The 25,860-nt window shown below is 65.0% G+C and carries 18 protein-coding genes; 13 read left to right on the forward strand and 5 right to left on the reverse strand.

From position 1 onward, the window contains the following. Nucleotides 1–231 precede the first annotated feature (231 nt). Nucleotides 232–2,697 (forward strand): RNA polymerase sigma factor RpoD, encoded by a 2,466-nt coding sequence (gene rpoD, locus ACN9MZ_RS11870; RefSeq protein ID WP_426342324.1) that lies wholly within the window; start codon nucleotides 232–234, stop codon nucleotides 2,695–2,697. Nucleotides 2,698–2,758: 61 nt separating this feature from the next. Here the strand turns inward: rpoD and ACN9MZ_RS11875 are convergent, their stop codons facing one another. Beyond that, nucleotides 2,759–3,871, reverse strand: coding sequence for an HAF repeat-containing protein (locus ACN9MZ_RS11875; RefSeq protein ID WP_426342325.1), 1,113 nt, complete (start codon nucleotides 3,869–3,871; stop codon nucleotides 2,759–2,761). Between the two features lie 72 nt (nucleotides 3,872–3,943). Continuing rightward, entirely contained in the window at nucleotides 3,944–4,285 is a 342-nt protein-coding gene (locus ACN9MZ_RS11880; protein ID WP_426342326.1) for a zinc ribbon domain-containing protein YjdM, read from the reverse strand. Nucleotides 4,286–4,295: 10 nt separating this feature from the next. Here ACN9MZ_RS11880 and ACN9MZ_RS11885 point away from each other — a divergent pair, with 10 nt between their 5' ends. Further along, nucleotides 4,296–4,967, forward strand: a complete 672-nt coding sequence (locus tag ACN9MZ_RS11885; RefSeq protein ID WP_426342327.1) for a GNAT family N-acetyltransferase — start codon at nucleotides 4,296–4,298, stop codon at nucleotides 4,965–4,967. Here ACN9MZ_RS11885 and ACN9MZ_RS11890 read toward each other — a convergent pair. Further along, on the reverse strand, nucleotides 4,951–5,577 hold the full coding sequence (locus ACN9MZ_RS11890; RefSeq protein ID WP_426342328.1) for a head GIN domain-containing protein: 627 nt from the start codon (nucleotides 5,575–5,577) through the stop codon (nucleotides 4,951–4,953). The two genes, ACN9MZ_RS11885 and ACN9MZ_RS11890, sit on opposite strands and share 17 nt — an antisense overlap. 182 nt (nucleotides 5,578–5,759) lie before the next feature. On the opposite strand from ACN9MZ_RS11890, the gene ACN9MZ_RS11895 reads away from it, so the two are divergent. Together ACN9MZ_RS11895 and ACN9MZ_RS11900 are read left to right on the forward strand one after the other, a co-directional pair. Next, nucleotides 5,760–7,526: a hybrid sensor histidine kinase/response regulator gene (locus ACN9MZ_RS11895; protein WP_426322753.1), complete on the forward strand. Its 1,767-nt coding sequence runs from the start codon at nucleotides 5,760–5,762 to the stop codon at nucleotides 7,524–7,526. Further along, entirely contained in the window at nucleotides 7,510–13,176 is a 5,667-nt protein-coding gene (locus tag ACN9MZ_RS11900) for an alkaline phosphatase D family protein (protein WP_426322755.1), read from the forward strand. Before ACN9MZ_RS11895 ends, ACN9MZ_RS11900 begins: the two co-directional genes overlap by 17 nt. On the opposite strand, the gene ACN9MZ_RS11905 is transcribed toward ACN9MZ_RS11900, so the two are convergent. After that, on the reverse strand, nucleotides 13,073–13,744 hold the full coding sequence (locus ACN9MZ_RS11905; RefSeq protein WP_426322757.1) for a response regulator: 672 nt from the start codon (nucleotides 13,742–13,744) through the stop codon (nucleotides 13,073–13,075). The two genes, ACN9MZ_RS11900 and ACN9MZ_RS11905, sit on opposite strands and share 104 nt — an antisense overlap. 177 nt (nucleotides 13,745–13,921) lie before the next feature. Between ACN9MZ_RS11905 and ACN9MZ_RS11910 the strand changes: the two genes are divergently transcribed. Genes ACN9MZ_RS11910 through ACN9MZ_RS11930 form a run of 5 tightly spaced genes read left to right on the forward strand, consistent with a single transcriptional unit; the run spans nucleotide 13,922 to nucleotide 18,547 of the window. Then, a complete protein-coding gene (locus ACN9MZ_RS11910; protein ID WP_426322759.1) occupies nucleotides 13,922–15,424 on the forward strand; it encodes a hypothetical protein in 1,503 nt (500 codons plus the stop codon). Beyond that, the gene (locus ACN9MZ_RS11915) at nucleotides 15,421–15,981 is read left to right on the forward strand and encodes a hypothetical protein (protein WP_426322761.1); all 561 of its coding nucleotides are present in this window, start codon (nucleotides 15,421–15,423) and stop codon (nucleotides 15,979–15,981) included. Before ACN9MZ_RS11910 ends, ACN9MZ_RS11915 begins: the two co-directional genes overlap by 4 nt. An 18-nt stretch (nucleotides 15,982–15,999) precedes the next feature. After that, the gene (locus ACN9MZ_RS11920) at nucleotides 16,000–16,350 is read left to right on the forward strand and encodes a hypothetical protein (protein WP_426322763.1); all 351 of its coding nucleotides are present in this window, start codon (nucleotides 16,000–16,002) and stop codon (nucleotides 16,348–16,350) included. Nucleotides 16,351–16,354: 4 nt separating this feature from the next. After that, entirely contained in the window at nucleotides 16,355–17,314 is a 960-nt protein-coding gene (locus ACN9MZ_RS11925; protein ID WP_426322765.1) for a hypothetical protein, read from the forward strand. Between the two features lie 27 nt (nucleotides 17,315–17,341). Continuing rightward, entirely contained in the window at nucleotides 17,342–18,547 is a 1,206-nt protein-coding gene (locus tag ACN9MZ_RS11930) for a matrixin family metalloprotease (protein ID WP_426342329.1), read from the forward strand. Between the two features lie 44 nt (nucleotides 18,548–18,591). On the opposite strand, the gene ppc is transcribed toward ACN9MZ_RS11930, so the two are convergent. Continuing rightward, on the reverse strand, nucleotides 18,592–21,414 hold the full coding sequence (ppc, locus tag ACN9MZ_RS11935) for a phosphoenolpyruvate carboxylase (protein WP_426342330.1): 2,823 nt from the start codon (nucleotides 21,412–21,414) through the stop codon (nucleotides 18,592–18,594). Between the two features lie 166 nt (nucleotides 21,415–21,580). Between ppc and hemC the strand changes: the two genes are divergently transcribed. The 4 genes from hemC (at nucleotide 21,581) to ACN9MZ_RS11955 (ending at nucleotide 25,786) form a co-directional block, all read left to right on the forward strand. Then, on the forward strand, nucleotides 21,581–22,564 hold the full coding sequence (hemC, locus tag ACN9MZ_RS11940) for a hydroxymethylbilane synthase (RefSeq protein WP_426342894.1): 984 nt from the start codon (nucleotides 21,581–21,583) through the stop codon (nucleotides 22,562–22,564). Nucleotides 22,565–22,650: 86 nt separating this feature from the next. Continuing rightward, nucleotides 22,651–23,415, forward strand: a complete 765-nt coding sequence (locus ACN9MZ_RS11945) for a uroporphyrinogen-III synthase (RefSeq protein WP_426342331.1) — start codon at nucleotides 22,651–22,653, stop codon at nucleotides 23,413–23,415. Continuing rightward, entirely contained in the window at nucleotides 23,412–24,590 is a 1,179-nt protein-coding gene (locus ACN9MZ_RS11950; RefSeq protein ID WP_426342332.1) for a uroporphyrinogen-III C-methyltransferase, read from the forward strand. Before ACN9MZ_RS11945 ends, ACN9MZ_RS11950 begins: the two co-directional genes overlap by 4 nt. Continuing rightward, entirely contained in the window at nucleotides 24,590–25,786 is a 1,197-nt protein-coding gene (locus tag ACN9MZ_RS11955; RefSeq protein WP_426342333.1) for a heme biosynthesis protein HemY, read from the forward strand. Before ACN9MZ_RS11950 ends, ACN9MZ_RS11955 begins: the two co-directional genes overlap by 1 nt. Nucleotides 25,787–25,860 lie beyond the last annotated feature (74 nt).

A 25,860-nucleotide genomic window follows, 5' to 3' on the forward strand; every position in this document is an offset into this window, starting at 1 on the left:
TGACAGACGCACCAAATGCAGGACGGTGCGAATTCAGTTTGGTAAAGAGTTTTCGGCCGGGGCCGCGCTGCCCTGTGAAGTCCAGTTCCAGGGCATGTGCCCTCTCTAATCACTGAATCATCGGAATCGAGCCCGGTCATGCGGGCTTTTTCTTTTCCCGATTATCCCTGAAACCGGGCCATCGCGAGCCTTCGATAAGTGCACCTTCGGGTGTGCTGAGAGAGATATTGAATGACGAAACCTAAGACCCTGACGTTGTCCGCCAAGAAGTCCACTGGCTCCTCCACTACCAGCGCTCCGTTGGCCGTGCCAAAGACCAGCCTTTCGTATGTGATCGACAACGCTCAAGAGGAAGCAGGAAAAGTCACCGTAGTGAAGAAATCGCGCCGCCTGGCTGCCGTGCCGCCAGTGGACGCGCCGGTGGAAGCCGTGACCGACGAAGCGGTCGTCAAGACCCGCGCCCGCAAGACCGCCGCTGCCAAGCCGGTGTCGCTGGCAGTCGTCGCTGAAGAAGCGCCGGCGGCGGCGCCTGCAAAGCGCGGCCGCAAGCCCAAGGCCGCCGAGCCTGCGCCGGTGATCGTGACCACCGGCCCTGCCGCCGTGACCGAAGTGCGCGACGCAGCCGTGCTGGCATCGATCGATACTTCCGGCTACCTGCTGCCGCAAGTGAAGGTGCCGGGCCGCCGCGGCCGCAAGCCAAGCGAATTCACCCCGGAAAACGATGAAGTGGCGGCACTGAACGCCGTGGAGCGCGCCGAACTGAAGGCCGCGTCCAAGGCGCGCGAGCGCAAGGCCAAGGGCATCGACGCCTTCGGCATGGCCGACGGCGCCAATGCTGAGGAGCTGGAAAAGCGCCGCACCCAGTTCAAGAACCTGATCAACCTGGGCAAGGACCGCGGCTATCTGACTTACGCCGAAATCAACGACCACCTGCCGGAAAACATCGTCGATCCGGAAGCGATCGAAGGCATCATCGCAACTTTCAACGACATGGGCATCGCCGTGTACGAGCGCGCGCCGGATGCGGAAGCGCTGCTGCTGTCCGATAACGTGCCGACTGCCGCCAGCGACGATGAAGTGGAAGCCGCCGCTGCCACCGCGCTGTCGACCGTCGATTCCGATTTCGGCCGTACCACCGACCCGGTCCGCATGTACATGCGTGAAATGGGCGCCGTGGCGCTGCTGACCCGCGAAGGCGAGATCGAGATCGCCAAGCGTATCGAAGGCGGCTTGCGCGACATGATCCAGGCCATCTCGGCTTGCCCGACCACCATCTCCGAGATCCTGGCCCTGGCCGAGAAGATCGAAAAAGACGAGATGAAGGTGGACGATGTGGTGGACGGCTTCGTCGACCTGAACGAAGACGCGCCGGTTCCGGCGCCAGCCAAGGTCGTTGCCGCGGCTGACGAAGACGAGGAAGAGGAAGAGCTGGACGACGAGGAAGAAGACGGCGACGTCAACGGCGGCGCTGCCGGCTACTCGACCGAACAACTGGCGCAGCTGAAGGATGACGCGCTGGCCAAGTTCGCCCTCATCTCGAGCCAGTACGACAAGATGCGCAAGGCCGCCTACGGCAATGCCGCCTACGTGAAAGCGCAGGACATCATCTCCAACGAGCTGCTGGGCATCCGCTTCACCGCGAAAGTGGTGGAAAAGCTGTGCGACACCCTGCGCGGCCAAATGGAGCAGGTGCGTTCGATCGAGCGCGCCGTGCTGGAACTGTGCGTGAACCGCTGCGGCATGCCGCGCGCTCACTTCATCAAGGTCTTCCCGGGCAATGAAACCAACCTGGATTGGGTGGACGGCGAAGTGGCTGCAGGCTATCCATACAGCGCGGTGCTGGGCCGTAACGTCCCCGCCATCAAGGAACTGCAGAACAAGATGATCGACCTGCAGGAGCGCGTGGCGCTGCCGCTGGCCGACCTGCGCAAGATCAACAAGCAGATGGCTGCCGGCGAAAAGCGTGCGCGTACCGCCAAGCGCGAAATGACCGTGGCCAACCTGCGCCTGGTGATCTCGATCGCGAAGAAGTACATCAACCGCGGCCTGCAGTTCCTGGACCTGATCCAGGAAGGCAATATCGGCTTGCTGAAGGCGGTCGACAAGTTCGAATACCGCCGCGGCTACAAGTTCTCGACCTACGCCACCTGGTGGATCCGCCAGGCGATCACGCGTTCGATTGCGGACATGGCCCGTACCATCCGCGTGCCGGTGCACATGATCGAGACCATCAACAAGATGAACCGCATCTCGCGCCAGATCATGCAGGAAACCGGTTCCGAGCCGGATATGGCAACCCTGGCGCTGAAGATGGAAATGCCGGAGTCCAAGGTGCGCGAGATCATGAAGATCGCCAAGGAGCCGATTTCCATGGAAACCCCGATGGGCGAGGACGGCGATTCGCAGCTGGGCGACTTCATCGAAGACAACACCACGCTGGCGCCGCTGGACGCCGCGTTGCACGCGTCGATGCGCAACGTGATCAAGGAAGTGCTGGATTCCCTGACCCCGCGCGAAGCCAAGGTGCTGCGCATGCGCTACGGTGTCGAGATGTCGAACGACCACACGCTGGAAGAAGTGGGCAAGCAGTTCGACGTGACCCGCGAACGTATCCGCCAGATCGAAGCCAAGGCGATGAGCAAGCTGCGCCAGCCTTCGCGCTCGGACAAGCTGAAAACGTTCCTGACGGAGAAGTAATGAAGACGGAGGCCTCGGCCTCCGTTTTTTTTGCCTTGCGCGTCGCCGATTGCCTGAACAACTATGCGATAGAAAGCATCAGGCGCTTGCCGAAATCGAAGCCTTTGCGGAGGTGTTCGCGGACCTTGAAGCCTGCTACTGCGGCGATAACGGCCAGGAAGCCGAGCGTGAGCCAGTCGACCGGCTTCAGGCCATGGTCGGGGCGGGCCGAATCCACCGCGCCGGACTTCAGCACGTGGCCAGTGTAGCTGGAGCCAATCACCGTGCCGTCTTCTGTGATGTCGCGCGTCAGGTACAGGCTCTCATAACCGGAGCGCACCTGCATCCGGCCGCCCTTGTAGATGAAGGTATGCGGCGCGTCGTGGTCTTTGATGCGCACGGTGCCGACGATGTCGCCGTGGTTGTTGATGCCGTTGGCGAAGCTGGAGCCGTGGGCGATCATTGCGCCCAGGTCGATCATGCGGCCGTTTTCGTACATGAAGGCGTGCCAGCTGCGATCTTCCATTTCGGAGGCGCCGACCACCACGCCGTGGTCGTTGACGCCGGTTGCCACACTGACGCGGCCGCCCAGCGTCGGCAGCTCGATCATGCCGCTGCCCGGCTTGTACAGGAAGGCGCGGCGGTAGCCGTTCGGCAGTTGCGCCGCGCCGACCACATAGCCGTTGATGTTGATGCCGGTGGCGTAGCTGTTCTTGCCGCCGAAGGTGCCCAGGTCCAGCATGGCAATGCCGGTATCGACAAAGGCGTGGTAGTTGCCGTCGGCGGTGTCGGCGTAGCCGACGATGTGGCCGGATTCATTGAGTGCAATGCCGACGCTGCTGCTGCCGCCCAGGGTGCCGAGGTCGCGCATGCCCAGCGACTCCTCGTAGCGGAAGGCATGCCAGGCATTGTTGGCGGTCAGCGCGCCGCCGGTGACCACGCCTTGGTTGTTGATGGCGTTGGCGGTGCTGTCGCTGCCGCCGAGGGTGCCGATCTCGATATGGCGGCCTTGCGACATCAGGACTGCGCGGCGGCGGCCGTCTTCGTCCTTGATTTCGCCAACCCATTCGCCTGCTGCGTTAATGCCCGTCATGGTGCTGGACTCTGCTTTTCGTTCCCCCATCGGGCCGGCGGCGTGGGTGGTGGTGAAGGGCAGGGCCAGTGCGATGGCCAGGGCAAGCGTGGCAGGCTTCATAGGCAGTCTCCGGTAAATGGGAATTATTCCGGAGACTATACGGGAATATTGCGAATAAATATTCGCAAATTGTCACACCTTGCGGACGAACTCCGATTTCAGGCTCATGGCGCCGAAGCCGTCGATCTTGCAGTCGATATCGTGGTCGCTGTCGACCAGGCGGATGTTCTTTACCTTGGTGCCTTGCTTGATCACGCCGCCGGAGCCTTTTGGCTTCAGGTCCTTGATGACGGTGACAGTGTCGCCATCTTGCAGGAGATTGCCGGCGGCATCCTTGTAGACACGTGTGGATTCGCCGGCTGCTTCGGCGGCCTGCTTTGGCCACTCGTGGGCGCATTCAGGGCAAACATAGTTATCGCCGTCTTCGTAGGTATACTCGGACTGGCATTTTGGGCAGGCTGGGAAATTGGACATTGGAACTCACATGCAGGAATTGGAAAACCCGATCTGGGCTGCGCTGTATGGCGCACAGCAACATTTTAGCATCCCGGCAGGCGCGGCCCGCCGCTATCCGGCCGAGGTGGCGCCGTTCATGGCGGTGGCCGAAGCCGGTGTGGCCTTGCCTGCGGCCGACCTGGAAGGTGTGGGTCCTGGCTATTACTTCCTCGGCGCCATGCCGGAACTGCCGCGGGGCTGGTCGCTGCAGCCGCTATCGGGCGTGCTGCAAATGGTGTACCAGGGCGGGCCGGTTACGGCACCGGATGCCGGGACGATCCGCGTGCTGGCGGCCGACGATCCCGCGATGGTGGAGCTGACCAATATCGCCTTCCCTGGCTACTTCCGGCCGCGCACCGGCGAGATGGGCAGGTACGCCGGCATCCATGACGAAGGCGGCCGGCTGGTGGCGCTAAGCGGCGAGCGCATGGACCTTGGCCATTTGCGCGAAGTGAGCGCGGTCTGCACCCACCCCGAATTCACAGGTCGTGGCTATGCGCGCAAGCTGGTGGAATTCATCATGCATGGCATGCAGCAGCAGGGCGTGCGCCCCATGCTGCACGTGGGAGCGGCCAATGCCCGCGCCCAGGCCCTGTACCGCTCAATGGGATATGTACCAACCCGCGAGCTGGCGCACGCGCGGCTTATTTGCCCGGGCTGACGTTGCCGATGCCCTTGGCCGACTTGTTGATGTGTTTCGGGTTGCCGTAATAGGTGAAGTTGCCCATGCCTTCCACAATCAGGTTCAGGGTATCGCTGGCGTAGAGGCTGATGTCGCCCATGCCGGTGAAGTTCACGTCGGCGCGTTCGGCTTTCAGGTCCTTGAGGTTGGCCTGGCCAACCCCCTGGCCTTTCATGCGCAGCAGCTTGACCTTGCCGCTGGCGTAGAGCGCGCCGGCGCCTTCGAAGCTGATGTCGATCCGTTCGCCGTTGATGTTGGTGACGCGCGATTCGCCGGCGCCCAGCACGCGATAGCTGGTCAACACCGGCACGGTGACGGTGATCTTGTCGCCTTCCTTCACGTCGACCGGGGCCTTGTTGGTATTTTCGTAGACGACACGCAGCACGCCGCCTTCCACAACGATGCTGACCTTGTCGATGTATTCCTTGCGACCGCTGATCTTGACCGACTGTTCCTTGCCGACGTCAACGTAGACGTTGATCGGGCCTTTGACGTTGATGCCATAGAAATTGTCAAGCTTGCGAGCCTGGTCCGCAGCCTGCGCCGAGGCAGATAGCAGCAGGGCGGAAAAGACGAGGGTTCGATACATTGTAAACAGCTCCTGGGTGAATGGACGCCTACTTCGTTGCCGCGCAAGTTTAACTGGCAATGCACCAGCTTGCACGCGGATTTCCGTGAGGCTTTTCGGGTGAATTAGCCATCTGGCCAGTTGGCGCATGAAGACAGGCTGGTTATTCTGGATCGGACCAGCCTTCAACTGCCGGATACCCCATGACCACGGTCACGCCAGCCGCCGCCGACAATATCGACCAGGAGTTGCTCCTGTTCTTCGCTCGCCAGGGCCGCAGGATGCCTGTGCCGGTATTTGTTGCTGCGCTCATGCTGGCCATGCTGGTGCATGGCCATGTGGCCGATGCGCTGGTGGTAGCCTGGGTCGGCGTGGTTTGTCTGATGCTGGTGGTGCGGCGCATTGCATTGGGACGGCTGCCCGCCATGCATGGCCTGTCCGGCGCGCGACGCTTGCAGATTGCAATTTGCCTGAGCGGCTTGAACGGGCTGGCGCATGCGCTATCGCTGCTGTTTTTCGGCAGCCTGCCAGAGTTGGAGCGGGTCATCCTGACGTTGTTGCTGGTTGGCTTATGCACCGGCGCCATCGCGACCACCGCAGGCTATCGCCCGGTTTTCGTGGCCTACATCCTGCCGATATTCGCGCCGCTGGTGCTGCTGTGGGCTGGCGGGCAGCGCACCGGGCATTCGGGCTGGACCCCTGGCGCGGCAGCCCTGATTCTTGCCGTGCTGGCGACGCTCCTGACCGCCATTGCAGGTGATTCCTATCGCCTGTTCCGCGAATCGTTCGAGATCCGGCTGCAACAGGTGCGCCTGAACCGGGAACTGACGGATGCGCTGGCAAGAGCAGAGCAGGCGAACCAGGCCAAGACGCGCTTCCTGGCTTCGGCCAGCCATGACCTGCGCCAGCCAATCCATACCTTATCGCTGTTCGCCGCTGCCTTGGCGATGCGTCCGCTGGACGAAGCAAGCCGGGAGATCTCCGGCCACATGCAAGCCGCCCTTGGCAGCCTGACCGCCCAGCTCGACGCGCTGCTCGATGTTTCTAAGCTCGACGCCGGCGTGGTACTGGCCAGCGTGGTGCCGGTGCGCCTGCCCGCCCTGTTGCATCGCGTGCACGACGAGTTTGCGCCAATCGCGCAAAGCCGTGGGCTCGCCCTCGGCTTTCACAGCGTTGGCGAGGCAGTAGTCGATACCGACCCGGTCTTGCTGGGGCGTGTGCTCTGCAACCTGGTGGATAACGCCATCAAGTACACGGCGGAAGGCGGTGTGCAGCTTGAGTTGCTGGCGCAGGGCGGCCTGGCTGTCGTGATCGTCGAGGACAGCGGTTGCGGCATTCCGGTCGATGAGCAGGGACGGGTGTTCGAAGAGTTCTATCAACTGGACAATCCGGAACGGGACCGTGCCAATGGCCTCGGCCTCGGCCTGTCGATTGTGGCGCGGCTGGCAAAGCTGCTGGCGCTGCGGCTGGAAATGGTGTCGCGCGAGGGCGTGGGCACCGCATTTTACGTGATACTGCCGCTGGCGCAGGCGGCGCCGGCGCCAGTCACTGCACAGTCGAGTGTGGCCGGTTCGCTCGCCGGGCGCCAGGTGCTGGTGGTCGACGACGAATTGGCAGTGCGCAGCGGAATGCAGGCGCTGCTGGTGGAGCTGGGCGCGCGGGTCAGCCTGGCCGATGGCACGGCGCAGGCCGTCGCGCTGGCCGCGCTGGACCGGCCCGACCTCGCCCTGGTCGATTTCCGCCTGCGTGGGCAGGACAGCGGCCTGCTGGCAGTCCAGTCGCTGCGCGAGCTCTATCCCGGTTTGCCGGTCATCCTGGTCAGTGGCGATACCGCCCCCAACCGGCTGCGCGAAGCGCGCAGTGCCGGCCTGCCTTTGCTGCACAAGCCGGTTCCGCTGGCCGCCTTGCTGGCGGCGGTAGCGCAACTGGAACAGTCACCGAAAGGGGTACATCATGGATACATGCAATAGGGAGCCGGACGCTGGCAGCACGCAGCGCCATCGCAACTGGCTGTCGCACGGCCTGGAGAGCCTGGCCGCGAAGCTGGCGCTGCGCGGCGCGGAGCCAGCGCCGGACTATGATGTCGTTATCGTCGGCAGCGGCTACGGCGGCGCAGTGGCGGCAGCCGGGCTGGCCGGCTGCCGTGGCGAGGAGTCGGGACAGCCGCTCTCGGTCTGCGTGCTGGAACGGGGCAGGGAATACCTGCCGGGCGCCTTCCCCAGCCGGCTGGCAGAATTGCCTGGACACCTGCGCTTCAGCACCCCGGGCGGCCAGGTACGCGGCCAGCGCGAGGGCTTGTTCGATTTGCGCCTGGCTGGCGATGCCAATGTGCTGCTGGCCAATGGCCTGGGCGGCGGTTCGCTGATCAACGCCGGTGTGCTGGAAGAACCTGCGGCCGAGGTGGTGGCGGCGCTGGAACAGGCGGCGCCCGGGCTGGCAACCCATTTCGCCAGCGCGCGCGCCAGGCTGATTGCCGTTGATGGCGGCACCTTGCAAGCGCACGGTATTGCCGCTCCGGCCAAATTGATGGCGCTGGAGCAGCTGGGGCGGCAAGTCAAAGGGGGCAAGCTGCGCCAGGCCCGTATCAGCGTGGCGCTCGAAGCCCGCGACAGCAGCGCACAGGTGCGGCTTGACCGTTGCGTTCAGTGCGGCGACTGCGTTACCGGCTGCAACTTCAACGCCAAGGAATCGCTCGACACCAACTTGCTGGTAGACGCCTGGCGCCATGGCGCCGAACTGTATACCGGCGCCACGGTGCTGCGGTTCGAACACGACCGGGCCGCCGGTTGCTGGCTGCTGCACCTGACGTATACCGACCCCGGCTTGCGCGAACGGCAGCCGCAGCCGCTGGTGCTGAGGGCCGGCAAGCTTATTCTCGCTGCCGGTGCGCTGGGTTCGACCGAGATCCTGTTGCGCTCCCAGACTGCTGACCTGCAGTTTTCCGGTCAGCTGGGATGCGGCTTCTCGAGCAATGGCGACATGATCGCCGCTGTCTACGGGCAGCAAGCCCCGGCGCATCCGACCGATGATGAAAACACGGCTGCGGGCGCGCGCAGGGTTGGCCCTACCATCACCGGCATTGTCGATGTGCCGGCGCAGGATGGGCAGCCGGGCTTCGTGGTCGAAGAGCTGGGAATTCCGGCGCCGCTGCGGCGCGTGCTGGAAGAAGTACTGGCCACCACCCATACCCTCGATGCGCTGGCCTATGCGGACGAGAGTGAACACGGCAACGATGGCAGCCAGGGCGATCCCTGCGCAGTCGATGCCGGGGCGATCGAGCGCAGCAGCATCCTGGCGATCATGGGCGATGATGGGGCCGCCGGCGCGCTGGAGTTGGCCATCGCCGACGATGAGAACGAAGGCAGCTTGCGGGTACGCTGGCCGGGCTTGCGGAACAGCGAACTGTTCCAGGGCCAGATGGCGGCGCTGGCCGCCGCTTGCGCCGGCCTGGCGCCGGACGGACAGGGCGAACCGCCGCGCCTGCTTGCCAACCCGCTCTGGAAGACCCTGCCCGATTCCATGGAATTCCTGCTGTCGGGGCGGCGCGGTCCTCCCTTGACCGTGCATCCTTTAGGCGGCTGCCGGATGGCGCACGACAGCGAGCATGGCGTGGTGGACGATTGCGGCCGCGTGTTCATGCGCCGCAAACGGGGCCAGGAGTCATTTCATCCAGGACTGGTAGTGCTGGACGGTTCCATCGTGCCGCGCGCGCTTGGCATCAACCCGGCGCTGACCATTGCGGCGCTGGCCGAACGGGCGATTGAGGCGCTGCGCAAAGAGTGGAAACTGGCCAGGCCGCCTGAGGCCGGCCTGGTCGGCCTGCCGCAGGAGCGCCCGCGCTTCCAGCTGGCGCCCAGCGCACAGGCGCGCAGCGCAGCGCCCACCATGGTCGACCTGCGCGAACGGCTGTGCGGCCCAAGCTGGCTCGATACCGCAGCCGGTCCGCGCCAGTTTTTTGTCGAACTGACGATCGCTTACGAACGGCAGGACCTGGCGCGGCTGGTCTTGCCGGCGGACGGCGGCGCCGTGCCGCTGCAGCGCCGCATGCTCACCCGGCCTGGGGAAAGCTGGCTCACGCTGTATGACTGGGATGCCTGGCAGGCGTGGAGCCCGAAGCGCGATGACCCCAGCCATCCCAAGCCGCCCATCTTGCTGAAAGCCAGGGTGGAAGGCGAGTTGCGCCTGTTCCATCGCGAGCCGGGCACGGCAGGCGGGCGCCGCTGGGCAGCGCTGCCCGCCTGGTTCCTGAACCGGGGCCTGCGCGACGCCTGCCAGGTATTGTGGCAGACGGTGCGCAGGGGGGAGTGGCGGCACGAACCCGCCCTGTTGTTTGCCAATGGCGGCCGGCGCATCCGGTCGGCCTGGAACCTGGCCTCGCGGGCCGGCGAGGTGCGCCTGCTGGAGTACGTGCTGCAGGTGCGCGAGCTGGTGGTCCCGCCCGCTGAGGCGCTTGCCGGGCTGGAGGTGGAGGGCCAGCCGATCGTTGGCCGCAAACGCCTGACCTATGCGCGTGCCGCCAACCCCTGGCACCAGTTGACCCGGCTGCAGCTCGAGCAGTTTCCCGGCCTGCGCGCCGGCAGCCCGGCCCGGCTCGAACTCGACACCGGCTTCCTGGTATGGAAGCAGCAGCCGCTGCTACGCATCCTCCGCCAGCAGGACCAGGTGTCGGCACTGGCCGATTGCGCCGGACTGGCCGGCTATTTCCTGCGCCTGTTCCTGAGCGTCCACGTGTGGAGCTTCCGCAAGCCGGACGATTCCGCGCCGCGTGCGCCGCGGCGCCTGCCTGGCAAGCTGCCGGGCTGGTTCCGGCCGGCACCCGAGGTGACCGAGCTTGAAGTCGACCGCCTGCCCGACGGCACCCCCGTGGTGGCGCGCCTGACCCGTTACATGGGCCACGTCGACCAGGGGACGCTGCCGCCCGTGCTGCTGATACACGGCTACAGTGCCAGCGGCACCACCTATGCCCATCATTTGCTGCGCCCGGGGCTGGCCAAGTACTTGTGGCAGCGCGGCCGCGATGTATGGGTGGCCGACCTGCGGACTAGCAGTGGTTTGCCCAGCGCGCGCCACCCCTGGACACTGGAAGATGTGGCGCTGGCCGATATTCCGGCCGTGGTGGCGCATGTGGCGCGCAGCAGCGTGCACGGCACGGTTGACGTGTTCGCGCACTGCATCGGGGCGGTAATGACCAGCATGGCGGTGCTGGCGCTGCCCGAGCCTGGCGCGCGTTTCCAGCAAGAGCGGCAGGCGCTGCCGGGAATGATCCGCAGCCTCGTGCTATCACAGCTGGGACCGGTGGTGAAGTTCAGCCGCGACAACCGCCTGCGCGGCTACCTGATGGGCTACCTGCGCCGCATGCTGCCGCTGGACCGCTACGAGTACCGGCTGGAGCGCGAGGCGACCTTGCTTGACGAACTGATTGACCGGCTGCTGGCGACCTTGCCGTATCCGGACGAGGAGTTCCGCATCGAAAACCCGCTCGGGCCGTGGCGCAACGCAAGCTTCGTGCGCACCCGGCATCGCATGGACGCCTTGTATGGGCGAGACTTCAACCTGCCGCAGCTCAGTTCCGCCATCCTCAAGCATATCGACGACTTCTTCGGGCCGCTGAATACCGAGACCCTGGCCCAGACCATCCATATCGCGCGGCTGCAGCGCATCGCCAACCGCGCCGGACGCAATGTCTATGTCGCGCAGGGAACGCTGGCCACGCGCTGGACCTTCCCCACCCTGGCACTGTTCAGCGACCAGAGCGGGGTGTCCGATCATGCGGCAGCCGCCTTGTTGCAGCGCCAGTTGTGCGGCACGCCGGTCCGGCTGACGCCGGTGATCCTGCACGATTTCGGCCACCAGGACTGCCTGATCGGGAAGCGCGCCGCCGGCGAGGTGTTCGGGCGGGTGGCCGCCTTCATGGCGCAGCCGCAATGCGCGGCACCGCTGCCGGCCATGCGGCGCTGGCGCGTGGCGCCCCCGGTTGCAGGCCCCTTGCGCAGCAGCCTTGACGAGGCGGTGCGCTGGAAGATTGGGCTCGGCATCGATCCGCAACAAAATGGCGCGGCCATGATTGCGCTGGTGCCGGTGGTGGAAAGGGGGCAGCGCCTGCAGGCGTCGCACGCGCCGCTGGCGAGCCACATCCAGTTCCGTCCAACCCCGGCCGAATGCGAAGGCTGGCTGCGGCTGGATATACCGCCGCCGCCCGCCGGCGCTACGGGCTGGCTGGTGCTGGTGGTGTACGACCTGGGGGCGCAGGCGCACGCGGATCGCGAGATCTACCACGAGCCCTCGGTGCGCGACATGAAGTTCATCGCCGGCAAGGCTGAGGCGGGACTGACGGCGGACGAGTCGGCACGGGTCCGCATGCAAGCCTTTATCAACCAGCAAGCCGCCGATATCGCCGCCGCAGTCGGCGATGCGCTGCAAGCCGGCTCGGCGATCGCCCACGGCTACCTGCCGCGCCGCCAGCGCGACGACAGGGTCGCACCGGCCCTGTGCATCGCCTTCGGCAGCTGCCAGTACCCGGCTGGCCTGTTGGATCGCTATCCGGCATATGGCTCCTATTTCCGGCTCGGCAGGCTGTTGCGCGAGCATGCCTGGCGGCCTGACTTCCTGCTCTTGCTGGGCGACCAGATCTATAGCGACGCGACGGCCGGCCTGTTCGATCCAACCGCCAGGGACGATCGCTTTGTGCGGCCCTACGAGAAGTTGCTGGGTAATCCGGATGTGCGCCGGGTCCTGCGCCGCCTGCCCGTGCTGGCGATGCTGGACGACCATGAAATTGCCGACAACTGGGAAGGCGCTGCCGGCGACCCGCAGATGCAGGCGGGGCGGGACGCCTTCCGCGGCTATTTGCGGGCCAAGGAGCGCGCTGGCGCGCCAGCGTGGCTGGATTTTGCCGCGCAGCCGCGCGGATTTCCACTGTTTGTCGCCGATACGCGCACCGAACGCGCCCGGCGCAGCGCCGCCGGCATCGCGCAGGACCGCATCATGAGCGAGCGACAGATGCAGTGCCTGCTCGATTGGCTTGACAATGCACCGCCAGAGCGGCCGAAATTCATCGCCAGTCCGTCCATGGTGCTGCCGCGCCGCCTGCTCGCTGCGCGCGACATCAGCGGCCCGCATTGCTTGCGCTCCGATGCCTGGGATGGCTATCCCGCATCCTTGACGCGCCTGTTGGGGCATATCGCCGAGAATGGCATCCAGCACGTGGTGCTGCTGTCGGGCGATGAGCATATCTCCTGCGATGCGCAGGTAACGTTGTCATGTCCTGGACGCGAGCCGGTGCGCCTGCGCTCCATTCATAGCTCCGGCTTCTACGCGCCGTTCCCCTTCGCGAATTCGAGCGAGGCCGACTTTGCGGGCGACGAGGACTTCAGCTTCAAGACGGGCGGCGGGCTGCAGGTCGATTGCCAGGTCCGGACGCGTTTTTACCCGGGCGACGGCTTTGCCCTGCTGCGCGTTGTGGCGGCAAGCGGGGGCGGCTGGCGCACCGAACTGCGCTTCCACCGCGGCGCTGGCGTCAGTGTAGCGAGCGGGTCAGGCCAAGCCGCGCAATCAGGGCAGCCAGTTCGCTCCTTGTCCGAGCCCCAAGCACCCCTCGAGCTCCAGTCAGATGAACCTTGACGGTGGCGATCGCCAGGTCCATGTCGCGGGCAATTTCCTTGTTCGACTTGCCCGCCGCCACCTGGCGCGCCACCTCCAGCTGGCGCGGCGACAGGCCGTGGGAACCCGTGTCGCCAGCTGGCGGAGCCGGGCGGGGAGCCCTGGCGGAGGTTGCCACGACAGCGAGATACTCCATGACCTTGCGCGGAATCACCACCCCGCCAGACATTGCCGCCTTGAGCGAGCCTTTCAATTCTTCTTCGTCCGCTGATTTCATGATCAGTCCGTCCGACGTGATCTTCAGCACGTCCACCGCCAGCTTCATGTCTTCATCGCCGGTGAGCACCACCACGCGCGATGGGGGGCGAAAGGCCGCGCGCGTCCTCTCCAGTGTCTCGATCGGCGTGCAGCCGGGCAGGTGAAGATCGAGCAAGACCAGGTCCACCACAGGGCCGCCGGCAAAGGCCAGGGCGGTGGCGGTGTCGCCAGCTTCCAGCACCTCGTAGCCGCCCTCGGGCATGACCGAGGACAGCGCGCTCATCAGCCCGCGGCGGTACATGGGGTGGTCGTCAACTAGCAGCACACGCATGGCACGGCTCCTTAAGCATCCTGGCCGTTCGGCCTAGTCCCAGTGTCTAGGTTAGCACAGCGCCACCGTGCTGAATACGTTGTTGGTTTAGCCGTCCGGCGAATGGCGCCGGCAGGGCTGCTTTCCTACACTGGACACGTTCCGATAACAACAGTGTCGACGAGGAAGGAGACCCAAATGAATATTCTGATGCAAGGCACAAAGGCCGCTACGGCAGGCGCCATGCTGGCGTTGCTGAACGGCTGTGCGGGATTCCAGCTGTATGACGAAGCGCGCGATAAACAAGGCCAGGCAGTGGTGAAAGCGTGGGGTGAAGTCAAGGCGGAAAACTACTTCGACTCCGTGCGCAAGGTGCGTGCCGCGGATGAAGTGCAGGCGCGCGAGTACCGCAAAGCCAAGCTGATGTTCGAGCGCGACAGCAGCTTCCAGCCCGTGCTTGATCTGCCCTTGGATAAAGGCCTGGCGGCCAATATCGACCACCGCCTGCTTGAGCTGGCCGGCCCCGCAAGCGCGGACTATGCCGTGCTTGACAGGAAAGTGCGCAACATCATGGACGCGATCGGCATCGAGCGGGTGAGCCAGGAGTTCTTCCAGCGCAGCCTGCTGGAGCGCCATTTCGCTGCGGACTGTACCAGCGCGCTGGCGGGCGAGCTGCGTGCCAGGCTGGAGAAGGCGCGCGAATTCGGCCTGTTGCTGGAGGCTGAAGGCTTGCGTGCTTCCTGCCAGCAGGAACAGGAGGCATCCGCCAGGCTGGACCAGGCCCTGGCAGGCACAGGCGGCGAATTGAAGAAGCAACAGGATGCGCTGCAAGCCTTGCGCAAGCAGTTGGTGTTCGAGGCGGGGCAGGCCCGCCAGGCGGAACAGGCGTTCAAGCTGGCCCAGGAAGAATACCGGCTTGCCGCCGAGCGCGCAGCACAATTTGCCGCCCGGCCGCTGCCGGGCGATGAGTTGCAGAAGTCGGCCGCGTCGCTGCACGACGCCATCGCCGTGTTGCAGAAGCTCGAGACCGCTGCCGGCAAGGAAGCGTTGGCCAGGACCAGCCTTAGCACGATCGACGATATCCTCGCCAGCGTCAGCGGCGACAAAGCGCCTGCCGCCGATGACGGCAAGCTCGAAAGCGCCGCCAGGATGTTCCCGGCGCTTGCCAACGACCTGCATCAATTACGCGCAGTGCGTGGCACCAACGTCATGCCTTCTTTGCAGATCGCGAAGGCGATTGCCAGCAGCCGCTCCGACACGGCACACAAGATGCTGGCGCTGCAAGCGCAACGGCTGGAGTACCTGGACCAGGCGCGCCTGGCCGCCTATGGGGAATTTGCATCCCTGCTGGCGGCGCGCGGGGCGCTGCCGGGCTTGAACGGCCCGCAGCGCAAGCTGAGCTTTGCTCAATTGTGGGACAAGTTTCCCGCCCATCGCCACGCGCTCGCGAAATCTGCCATCGACTACCAGACGGCGATCGGCGCGCGCCACCTCGCTACAAGTGATCTGCTCGCGGCCGCTGAAACCGTCAGGAACGAAGGCCCCTTGGTGCGGGCGGAGGGGAACTTCGGCGAATGGAGCAGCCTGATTACACCCACCGTGGACGAAGCAGCGCGTTTCGCTGCCAACGGACAGAAACCGGACCTTGTGCTGAATCTGGTCAAGGCCATTTCCCTGCTATGGATTGGAGTAGAACAATGAATTATCTCGCCATCTTGGGAGCAAGCTTGCTCAGCGCCTGCGCGGCGCCCCCTGCAATCCAGGCCAATATCGACAACGGAAGAAACCTGCTCGCTTCGGTGCGTGAGGAGCTGGCGGCGTTCAACGAACACGAGCAGGCCGCACGGCGCGGCCGGGTGACCAACCTGCGCTCGGATTGGGCGAAATTAACGAGCGACATGCACCAGGCCATGCTGGAGCGGCTGGCAGCACAATCGGCCGGCAATCCCGGGGCGGGGCAGTTGTTCGACCACCTGCGCCAGGCAGCCGACCAGCGTGTCCAGCAAGAGGCCGCCCTGGCCGGCCAGCAAGGCCATTTCCATGAGCGCGCCGATGCGCCGCCCACCGCATCCTTGCAGGCGACGGAGCTGTCCTTGCAGGAGTTGGGTAGCACGGCCCGCAAACCCGACCGGGTCAGCGTGTTGCGCCAGTTCGCCGTGGAACTGGCGCGCACGCAGGGGCCAGCTCCTGCCGCCGCCGAAGGCGTTCCCGCACCGGTTGCCGCCAACGAGGGCGCGGCACCGGTCCTGTCCAAATGAACTTGAATGGAGGTTGCCATGTCCGAAACCCTGATTGAATACCACATCTGGCTGCAATTGCTGATTGATTTGTGCATCGCAATCAAGAAGCGCATGGAGTCCGACGGCCGGCCGGAGCTGCACAGCCGTTTTACCAAAGCCGATGCGGCACGGCGCGAAGTGATGGGGCGCATCGTCGAGGCCGAGACCCAGGGGCTGAGCCTGGCGCCGCCGTCGCCGGCAGTGATCGATGGGACCAAGCGCGTGGCTGATGCCGCACGCGGCAAGAACCTGCAGCTCGAGACGACCTCGGCCCTGATGAAGCTGTCCACCGACCTGCTCAATCTTGTGTCCGTCGGTACCGGCAAGCCCGGGCTGGCCGCGGGTTAGCATCATGGACATGTGGCAAGCGATCGGCAACGTCAGCTCCCCGCTGACGTTCGTTGCCTTCCTGGCTGCCCTGGTATCGCGCATCTACGAAGGCCAGTTGCAGCGCATGGCGGAGGAAGTGCGCAGCAGCAGCGGGGCCCAGCGCGATGTCCTGCTGGGCGCCCTGTCCAACGTCATGCGACGCGCTGATGGCGATCAGGCGATGGCAGCGCTGACGCGCCAGGAAACCCGGCTCAAGCTCGCCTGGTTTAGTTTCCTGATCGTGGCGCTGTGCCTGATCGGCCTGTCGGCATTCGCCTATTGGGGCGAACATCCCGAGCGTACGGTGCGGGAAATGCTGCAGGGAGAGCACAAGGCGGCCGTGATTGCTGCGCTGAAGAGCCAGAAGATCTATCCGATCACCGATGCCGAACTGCCGGATGCGCTGACAACGCTGGTCAGCCTGGATGCCAGGGAAAATGCGCTGGACCGCTATGGCAAGTGGGAGAGCAAGCAGGTCAAGATCATGGCCGTGCCGTCGCTCGCCGAATTGCGCCGCCGGGCGGCCAAGCGCGAAGAACCGTTCGAGCCCATGGGAGAGCAATTCAGGGTCGGCGTGCCGAACATCGGGCCGGAACAGCCGGCGCGCTTCCACGTCTATGTGGGCATGAAGTCGCCCCTGGCCTGGCAGCGCCTCAGCATCACCAATCCCGTTACCGACCGCACGCTGCGGGTGCTGGCCAAACCCGGAATCGAGGAAGACAGCGATGTTGACCTGCACTTGAATTACCTGCAGGTCCGGCAGCTATTCAATGGAAACCTGCCGGCCCGGACCGCATCGGTGTGGGTTGAAGTACTGCAGCCAGGCACCTTGTACGACCCAGCCTGTGAACCGGCCCGCAAGCGGGGGGCGCGCGCTGGCCAATGCGATCCGGACCAAAGGCCCGATTCGAAGCAGTTCCTGCCCAAGGCCGGCGCCCTTTAAAGCAGCCCATACCTACCGGAGGAAGACATGAAAGAAACAGCCAAGTTCAAGCTGACAGTACGCGACCTCGACATCGGCGAGCGGCATGAAGACGTGCCGCGCGTTCAGATGTTCCTGCGCCGTTTTGGCTACCTGAGCGAATCGGCCTCGACGGACGGCACGTTCGACGAAGCGACGCGGCAGGCCGTCAAGCGCTTCCAGGCCTACCACCGCCTGCACGACTCCGGCCTGCTGGACGACCCGACGGTGCACCAGATGGAGCGCCCGCGCTGCGGCAATCCCGATTTGCGTCCGCCAGGGTTGCAGTCGCGCTTCCTGTTAAAAGGATGCAGTTACTGGTCGCGGCGCCGCTCGCTCACCTTCGGGTTTGCCAACGCGACGCCGGACATCGCGGGGGACGGGGAAAGGGAAGCGGTTCGCAGTGCTTTCCGCACCTGGCAGCAGGTGGCGTGGGTGGATTTTGTGGAGGTGCCGATCGAAGCCAACCCAGACCTGCGCATCGAATGGCAGGCCGGCGACCATGGCGATGGCTCGGCCTTTGACGGCGTGGGACGGATATTGGCCCATGCCTTTTACCCGCCGCCTTGCGGCGGGGCGCATGCCGGCAAGTGTCATTTCGACGAGGCCGAAGCCTGGGCGCTGGGGGCCTTGTCCGGCATGATCGACCTGGAAACCGTGGCGTTGCACGAGATCGGGCACCTGCTTGGCCTGGACCACAGCGCCGATCCGTCCAGCGTCATGGCGCCCAGCTACCCTGGCGTCAGCCTGCGCACCCTGCAGCCGGATGATGTCGCCTGCATCGAGGCCCTGTACGGCAAGCGCGGCCCGGCTATGCGGGTGCGCGCGCACGTGGAGGGTTATGGCGATATGCTTGGCGTGGAAAACCAGTTCCTCGGCACGCGCGGGGAGTCGCGCCGGCTTGAAGGGATGCAGCTGGAAATCAGCAGTCCGGTGCCCGGCCTCAGCATCGAATACATGGGCCATGTGGAAGGGTATGGCGACACGCAGTTCCAGTCCGAAGGCAGTTACCTGGGAACGCGCGGCCAGGGGCGCCGGCTGGAAGGAATCGCCATCCGGCTGGCAGGTCCAGCCGCCGGCCAGTACACCGTGCGTTATATGGCACATATCGAAGGGCATGGCGACTCGGCGTTGCACAGCGATGGCCAGTTCCTCGGCACGCGCGGTGAAAGCCGGCGCCTGGAAGGGCTGCTGGTGAGGATCGAAAAACGCTGAGGGAAAGGGGCAGCCGCCGTGCCGGCTGCCCCGCTGCGATCAACTTAGCCTGTGTTGCGCAGGCCGGCGGCGACGCCGTTGATGGACAGGTGGATGCCGCGGTTGACGCGCGGATCGGCCCTGTCTTCTTCATTACCGAGCGCGCGGCGGCGCTTGATCAGCTCCACCTGCAGGTGGTTCAGCGGATCGAGGTAAGGGAAGCGGTTGGTGATGGAACGCGCCAGCAGCGGGTTGCCTGCCAGGCGGTCGCGGGTGCCGGTGATCGATTCCAGGCAGTCGAGGGTCTGGTGGTATTCCTCGGTGATGCGCTTGAAGATGCGTTCACGCAGTTCCTTGTCCGCCACCAGCTCGGCGTAACGCGAGGCGATTGCCAGGTCGGTCTTGGCCAGCACCATATCCATGTTCGACAGCAGGGTGGCGAAGAACGGCCAGTGCTGGAACATGTCGCGCAGTTGCGCCTTGCGTTGTTCCTCGTTGCCGGCGGCGATCCAGGCGCCGATGGCGGAGCCGAAACCGTACCAGCCCGGCAGCAGCAGGCGGCACTGGCCCCAGCTGAAGCCCCACGGGATGGCGCGCAAGTCTTCGATGCGGCGCGTCGATTTGCGGGAAGCCGGGCGCGAACCGAGGTTCAGTTCCGCGATTTCCGCAATCGGGGTGGCCGAGAAGAAGTAGTCGGTGAAGCCCGGGGTTTCGTACACCAGGTTGCGGTAAGACTTGTAGGCCAGCTCGGAGATTTCCGCCATCGCGGCTTCGAACCCGGCCAGGCGCGGGCCGTGGCAGGCGTCGGCCGGCGGCGGCATCAGGCTCGCTTCCAGGGTCGAGCACACCAGCAGTTCCAGGTTGCGGCGGCCGATTTCGGCGTTGGAGAACTTGGAGGCGATGATCTCGCCCTGTTCGGTCAGGCGCAACTGGCCGTTGACGGTGCCTTTGGGCTGAGCCAGGATGGCCTCGTAGCTTGGGCCGCCGCCGCGGCCGACAGTACCGCCGCGGCCATGGAACAGGCGCAGCTTGACGCCGGCCTTGGCGAAGATTTCCACCAGCGCCAGTTCCGCCTTGTACAGCTTCCAGTTGGAGGTCATGAAGCCGCCGTCCTTGTTGGAGTCGGAGTAGCCCAGCATGACTTCCTGGATCTGGCCCTGCTTGGCGATCAGCTTTTGCACCATCGGCACGGCCATCAGGGCTTCCATGATGCCGGCGGCGCGCTGCAGGTCGGGGATGGTTTCGAACAGCGGGATCACCATCAGGTCCGAGGTGCGTTCGCCGTCGGCGCCCTGGCGCAGCAGGCCGGTTTCCTGCTGCAGCACGAACACTTCCAGCAGGTCGGACACGGTCTCGGTGTGCGAGATGATGTAGTTGCGGATGGCGCGCTTGCCGTAGCGCTGGCGGATGTCGCGCGCGGTGCGCAGGATGGTCAGCTCGGAGCTGGTCTCGTCCGAATACTCGATGTAAGGCGAATACAGCAGGCGTGGTTGCGCTAACTCCGCCAGCAGCAGCTTGACCTTGGCATCTTCATCCAGCGATGCGTAGTCGGCCTGCACGCCGGCCTTGGCGAACAGCTCCGCCAGCACGCGTTCGTGGATGTCGGACGACTGGCGCATGTCCAGCGACGCCAGGTGGAAGCCGAAGATGTCGGCGGCGCGTTTCAGGGTGGTCAGGCGCGGGCGGGCCAGCACGGAACCGTGGTTGGCGTCCAGCGACTCGATCAGCACCTGCAGGTCGGCCGAGAAATCGGCCGGGCACGGGTAGGGGGCGGCGTGGCCGACTTCCTTGCGCAGGATATTGGTCGCGCCCAGTGCGCGGGCGGTCGCTGCCAGGCGGGCGTACATGCCGATCAGGGCGCGGCGATAAGGCTCGTCGCTGCGGTGGTCGGAAGTGTCGGTCGAGGCATCCGACAGCGCCTGCAGTGCGGGCGAGCAGCCGATCATCAGGGTCGACACCGACAGCTCGGCGCCCAGCGCGTGGGTTTCGTCGAGGTAGAAGTCGAGGATGGTGGTGGCCTGGCGCTCCAGCGCGTGCTGCATGGTGCCAGCGTTGACGTTCGGGTTGCCGTCGCGGTCACCGCCGATCCAGCTGCCCATCTGCACGTAGGAGCCGTCGATGGCGGCCGGCGCCGCCTGGCCGTAATGCTCGGCGATCTCGGATTCGATGTCGTCGTACAGGGCCGGCAGTTCGCGCAGGAAGGTAATGCGGTAGTAGGACAGGGCGTTGTCGATTTCGTCCGCCACGGTCAGCTTGGAGTAGCGCAGCATGCGGGTCTGCCACAGCGTCGCGATACGGGCGCGCAGCATGTGCAGGTTGGCGCTGCGCTCCTTGGGCGTCAGCGGCAGGTCGCGCTGGGCCAGCAGGCGGGCGATATCGTGTTCCGCGTCCAGGATGGACTTGCGCTGCACCTCGGTCGGGTGGGCGGTCAGGACGGGGCTGATCAGGGCTTCCTTGAAGAAGCTGGTTACGGTGTCCAGTTCGACGCCGGATTCTTTCAGCTTGTCGAGAGCAAAGCTGATGCTGCCTTTTTGCGGCGCCGAGCCGGCCAGCAAATGGGCGCGGCGGCGGCGGATGTGGTGCTGGTCTTCCGCAATATTGGCAAGGTGGGAGAAGTAGGAGAAGGCGCGCACCACCGTGATGGTCTGTTCGCGTGTCAGGATCTTCAGCATGCCGTCCAGTTCCTTGGCGGCGCCGGCGTCGGCTTCACGGCGGAAGCGGACAGCGGTCTGGCGAATGGTTTCTACGACGGCGAATACTTCCTCTCCCTCCTGTTCCCGCAGGACGTCGCCCAACAGGCGGCCCAGCAGGCGGATGTCTTCTTTCAATGGCGCGTCTTTATCGGCGCTCTGGTTTGCTTCGTCTGTTGCACTTACTTGATTTGCCATAGTTAATCAGTCAAAAGATAAGAATGGTCGTGCAATAGGCTTGTGGCCCGCTCTCTGCATAGGGGCGCGCATGCTAGAATTTGTGGTCCCAATCATGTGCAATAAACTGGTGAACGCCGGTTTGGCGCTAGCAACAGCGAAAGAACTGGTCTTGAATACTCCTGAAATGGCCCAACAGCTCCCTTCCAAATTGGTGATCGCTTCGCGCGAGAGCCGCCTTGCCATGTGGCAGGCAGAACACGTCCGCGCTCGCTTGTCTCAATTATATCCGCAGTGCAGCATTGAGATCCTGGGCATGACAACCCGCGGCGACCAGATCCTCGATCGCGCCCTGTCCAAGGTGGGCGGCAAGGGGCTGTTCGTGAAGGAGCTGGAAGTGGCGATGGAAGAAGGCCGTGCCGACCTGGCCGTCCATTCGCTGAAGGATGTGCCGATGGAACTGCCGGAAGGCTTCGCGCTGGCGGCCGTGCTGGAGCGCGAAGATCCGCGCGACGCCTTCGTTTCGAACGACTATTCTTCGCTGGCCGAACTGCCTGCCGGCGCCATTGTCGGCACCAGCAGCCTGCGCCGCCAGGCCCTGATTTCGGCGCGTTACCCGCACCTGGTGATCAAGCCGTTGCGCGGCAACCTGGATACCCGCCTGGGCAAGCTCGATCGCGGCGACTATGCGGCCATCATCCTGGCCGCCGCCGGCCTGAAACGCCTCGGCCTGCCGCAGCGCATCAAATCGCTGCTGGCGCCGGAAGATTCGCTGCCAGCTGCAGGGCAGGGCGCGATGGCAATCGAAATCGCCGAGCGTAATGATGGCCTGGACCTGAAAGCCATCCTGGCGCCGCTGAACGACCTGCCGACCGCGCAGGCCGTGACGGCGGAACGCAAGGTGTCGAAAGTGTTCGGCGGCTCCTGCCAGGTACCATTGGCAGCCTTCGCCACCGTTGATGGCGGCCAGATGCACCTGCGCGCCATGGTCGCTACGCCTGACGGCACCCGCGTCGCCCGCGCCGAGATCAATGGCGCTGCCGCCGATGCCGAATCGCTTGGCGCCCAGGTCGCAGAACAGCTGCGCGCACAGGACGCCGAAGCCATCCTCGCCGTCTGCGCCGCCGAGCAAGCCGACGCCATGAACCCCAACGCCGCCCCATCGGCATAAGCGCCGCCCGGATGCCCGCGATGCCCGATGTCACCCGCACATCAGTGTCAGACCCTTGGGTCTGACACGGGTTTACCGGTTTTCCAATGCAACGCCGCGTCGTCCTCACTCGCCCCATCGCGCAAGCCGAACCCCTGGCCAGCCGCATCCGCGCCCTCGGCCGCGAAGTCGAAGTGCTGCCGCTGCTGGAAATCACGCCGCTGCCTGACCAGGCGCCGTTACACAATGCACTGGCCAGCCTGGCGAGCTACCAATTGGTGGCCTTCGTCTCGCCGAACGCCATCGACGCTGCCTTCGCCCACATCCCTGAATGGCCGCAAGGCTTGCAAGCGGCCGTGGTCGGCGAGGGCAGTCGCCAGGCGCTGCTTGCCAAAGGCGTCCCGGAAAGCCAGATCGCCAGCCCTGCCGACCCGGCCCACAGCGATACCGAACACCTGCTGCAAGCTCTCGACCTGCCAGCCCTGCACGGCGCAAAAGTCCTGATCGTGCGCGGCGAATCCGGCCGCGAACTGATGGCCGATTCCTTCCGCGCCGCCGGCGCCGAAGTCAGCGTGCTGCCAGCCTACCGCCGCGCCGTGCCGCAGCTGACGCCGGCACTGGCCGAGCGATTGACCGCGCTGGCGGCGCTGCCAGCCGACTGGATCATCACCAGCTCCGAAGCCCTGCGCGGCCTTGTCGGGCTGCTAAAAGAATTAAACAAGTTGACAATCGTTGCATCTTTGCAACATCATCACCTGATCGTCCCCCATCCCCGCATTGCCGAAACGGCAAGGGATTTGGGCTTCCCGAATGTGACTCTCACAGGATCAGGCGACGAACGGGTACTCGCCGCGTTACAATCACGTCCATGAACGATTTGCCTAACCAAACTGACAACTTGCCTACGACGCCCACTGCGCCGGCCGTCGACTCTCCCAACACCCCCCAGGCTGCGCCGGCGACCCCGCCGGCACAGGAGCGCGATGCCTTGCGCCAGCCGCTGACCATCGCCGTGGTGGTGCTCGGTATCCTGCTGGCAGCGCAAGCCTTCTACTCGAAGAACCAGGTGTTCCGCCTGCGTGAAGAGATGGCGCGCCGCCTGCAGCAGGGCGATTCGCTGAATGGCCAGACCAGCCAGCTGGCGAAGAACGTCCAGGAGACGACCAAGGAAATCCAGCTCAAGGTAGGGGTGCTGGAAAACCGCCAGCAGGAAGCGCAGGCGCAGCAGCTCGCGCTGGAACAGCTTTACCAGGACATGTCGAAGAACCGCGACGAGTGGGCGCTGGCCGAAATCGAGCAAGTGCTGTCCACCGCCAGCCAGCAGCTGCAATTGGCCGGCAACGTGCCAGGCGCGCTGATCGCACTGCAAAATGCCGACCGCAGCCTGTCCCGATCCGACAAGCCGCAATTCATCACCATCCGCCGCGCCATCGCCAAGGACATCGAACGCCTGAAGGCGCTGCCGAACGTCGATAACGTCGGCCTGGCCGTGCGCCTGGATAACGTCATCGCCCAGGTCGACGGCCTGCCGATGCTGTCCGACGCCAAGCCAACGCCGCCGGCGCCAGCGGAGCGCAAGCCTCACACCCCAGCGCCGGCCAAGGCCAAAGGGAAGGGCGCAGCCAGCAAGGAGGCTGCTTCCGCACCGGCAGAAGATGAAGATAGCTGGGGCGACCGCCTGAAGACCGTTTGGCAGGACTGGAGCAGCGACATGTGGTCGGAAGTGTCGACCCTGATCCGCGTGCGCCGTGTCGAAACACCGGACGCCATCATGCTGGCGCCGGAAGAAGCCTACTTCCTGCGCGAGAACCTGAAACTGCGCCTGCTGAACGCGCGCATGGCCCTGCTGTCCCGTAACGAAGCCGCCTTCCGCGCCGACCTGCTGGCAGCGCAAGAAGTGCTGGCGCGCTACTTCGACACCAAGACCGCCCAGACCAAGACTGCGCAGCAGCTCCTGCGCCAACTGCAGGGCAGCAACCTGCAGATCGAAATGCCGACGCTGGCCGATAGCCTGAACGCGGTGCGCAACTACAAGGCGAAGCCATAATGCGTCTCTTTATCTGGCTCGTTGTAATGATGGCTGCGGCCATCGGTATCGCCGTGACGGCGCGCTTCAACCCCGGCAATGTGGTGCTGTTCTACCCGCCGTACCGCGTCGACCTGTCGCTCAACTTCTTCATGGTGCTGCTGGTTGCAGCCTTCCTGCTGGTGCATTTCCTGGTGCGCGCCTTCAACGCCACCGTCGACATGCCGCGCAAGGTGGCCGCCTACCGCCAGAACAAGCGTGAACGCGACGGCAACAAGGGCCTGCGCGACGCACTGAAAGCCCTGTTCGAAGGCCGCTTCGGCCACGCCGAAAAGGCTGCACTGCGCGCTGCTGAATTGCCGGAAAACGCCGGCGTGGCCGCCCTGATCGGCGCCCGCGCCGCGCACCGCATGCGCCAGCAAGCCCGCCGCGACCAGTGGCTGGCCCGCATCGCCAGCGACAACGGCATGAAAACCGCGCGCCTGATGACCATGACCGAATTGCTGGTCGACGACCACCAGCCGGAAGCGGCGCTGGAAGCCGTGCGCGAACTGAATGCCAGCGGCACCCGCCATATCCATGCCCTGCAATGGTCGCTGAAGGCCGAACAGCAAGCCAAGAACTGGCCGGAAGTGCTGCGCCTGGTGCGCCTGCTGGACAAGCACAAGGCTCTGCATCCGGCCTTGTCGGCGCGCCTGCGCGAACTGGCATATGACGACCTGCTGTCCGATAACTCGCACGATGCGGAATCGCTGCAGCGTGTCTGGAGCACCATCCCGAACGCCGATCGCTTGAAGCCCTACGTCGCCTGCCGCGCAGCCACCGCCCTGAATGCGCGCGGCCTGCATGACGAAGCGCGCGTGGTGTGCGAAGAATCGCTGGCCGCCAACTGGGACGAGCGCGTGCTGCGCGCCTACCGCGACGCTGCCGCGCCGGTCGGTTCCGCTGCGCTGCTGGTGCAGATAGAGCACTGCGAAGGCTGGGTGCGCGAGCGCCCCAACGATGCCGAGCTGGCGCTGACTCTCGGCTCCCTGTGCCTGAAGCAGAAACTGTGGGGCAAGGCCCAGCGCTATCTGGAGCAGGCCCTGTCCGATGCCTCCGAATCGCGCATGGTGCGCGAATCCCACCTCAAGCTGGCGCAGTTGCACGAAGCGCTGTCCCAGCCCGAAGAAGCGGCGAACCATTATCGCCAGTGCGCCTTGGCAACTATTTTGTGAGACTGCTGCGCCGCACAAGGGGCGCGCAGTTCGCTATAATTGCAAGGTTAGACTGTCCAAAAATGCATTAATCC

Source organism: Pseudoduganella sp. S-14 (assembly GCF_049913285.1).
In the GTDB taxonomy this organism is placed as follows: Bacteria; Pseudomonadota; Gammaproteobacteria; order Burkholderiales; family Burkholderiaceae_D; genus Rugamonas.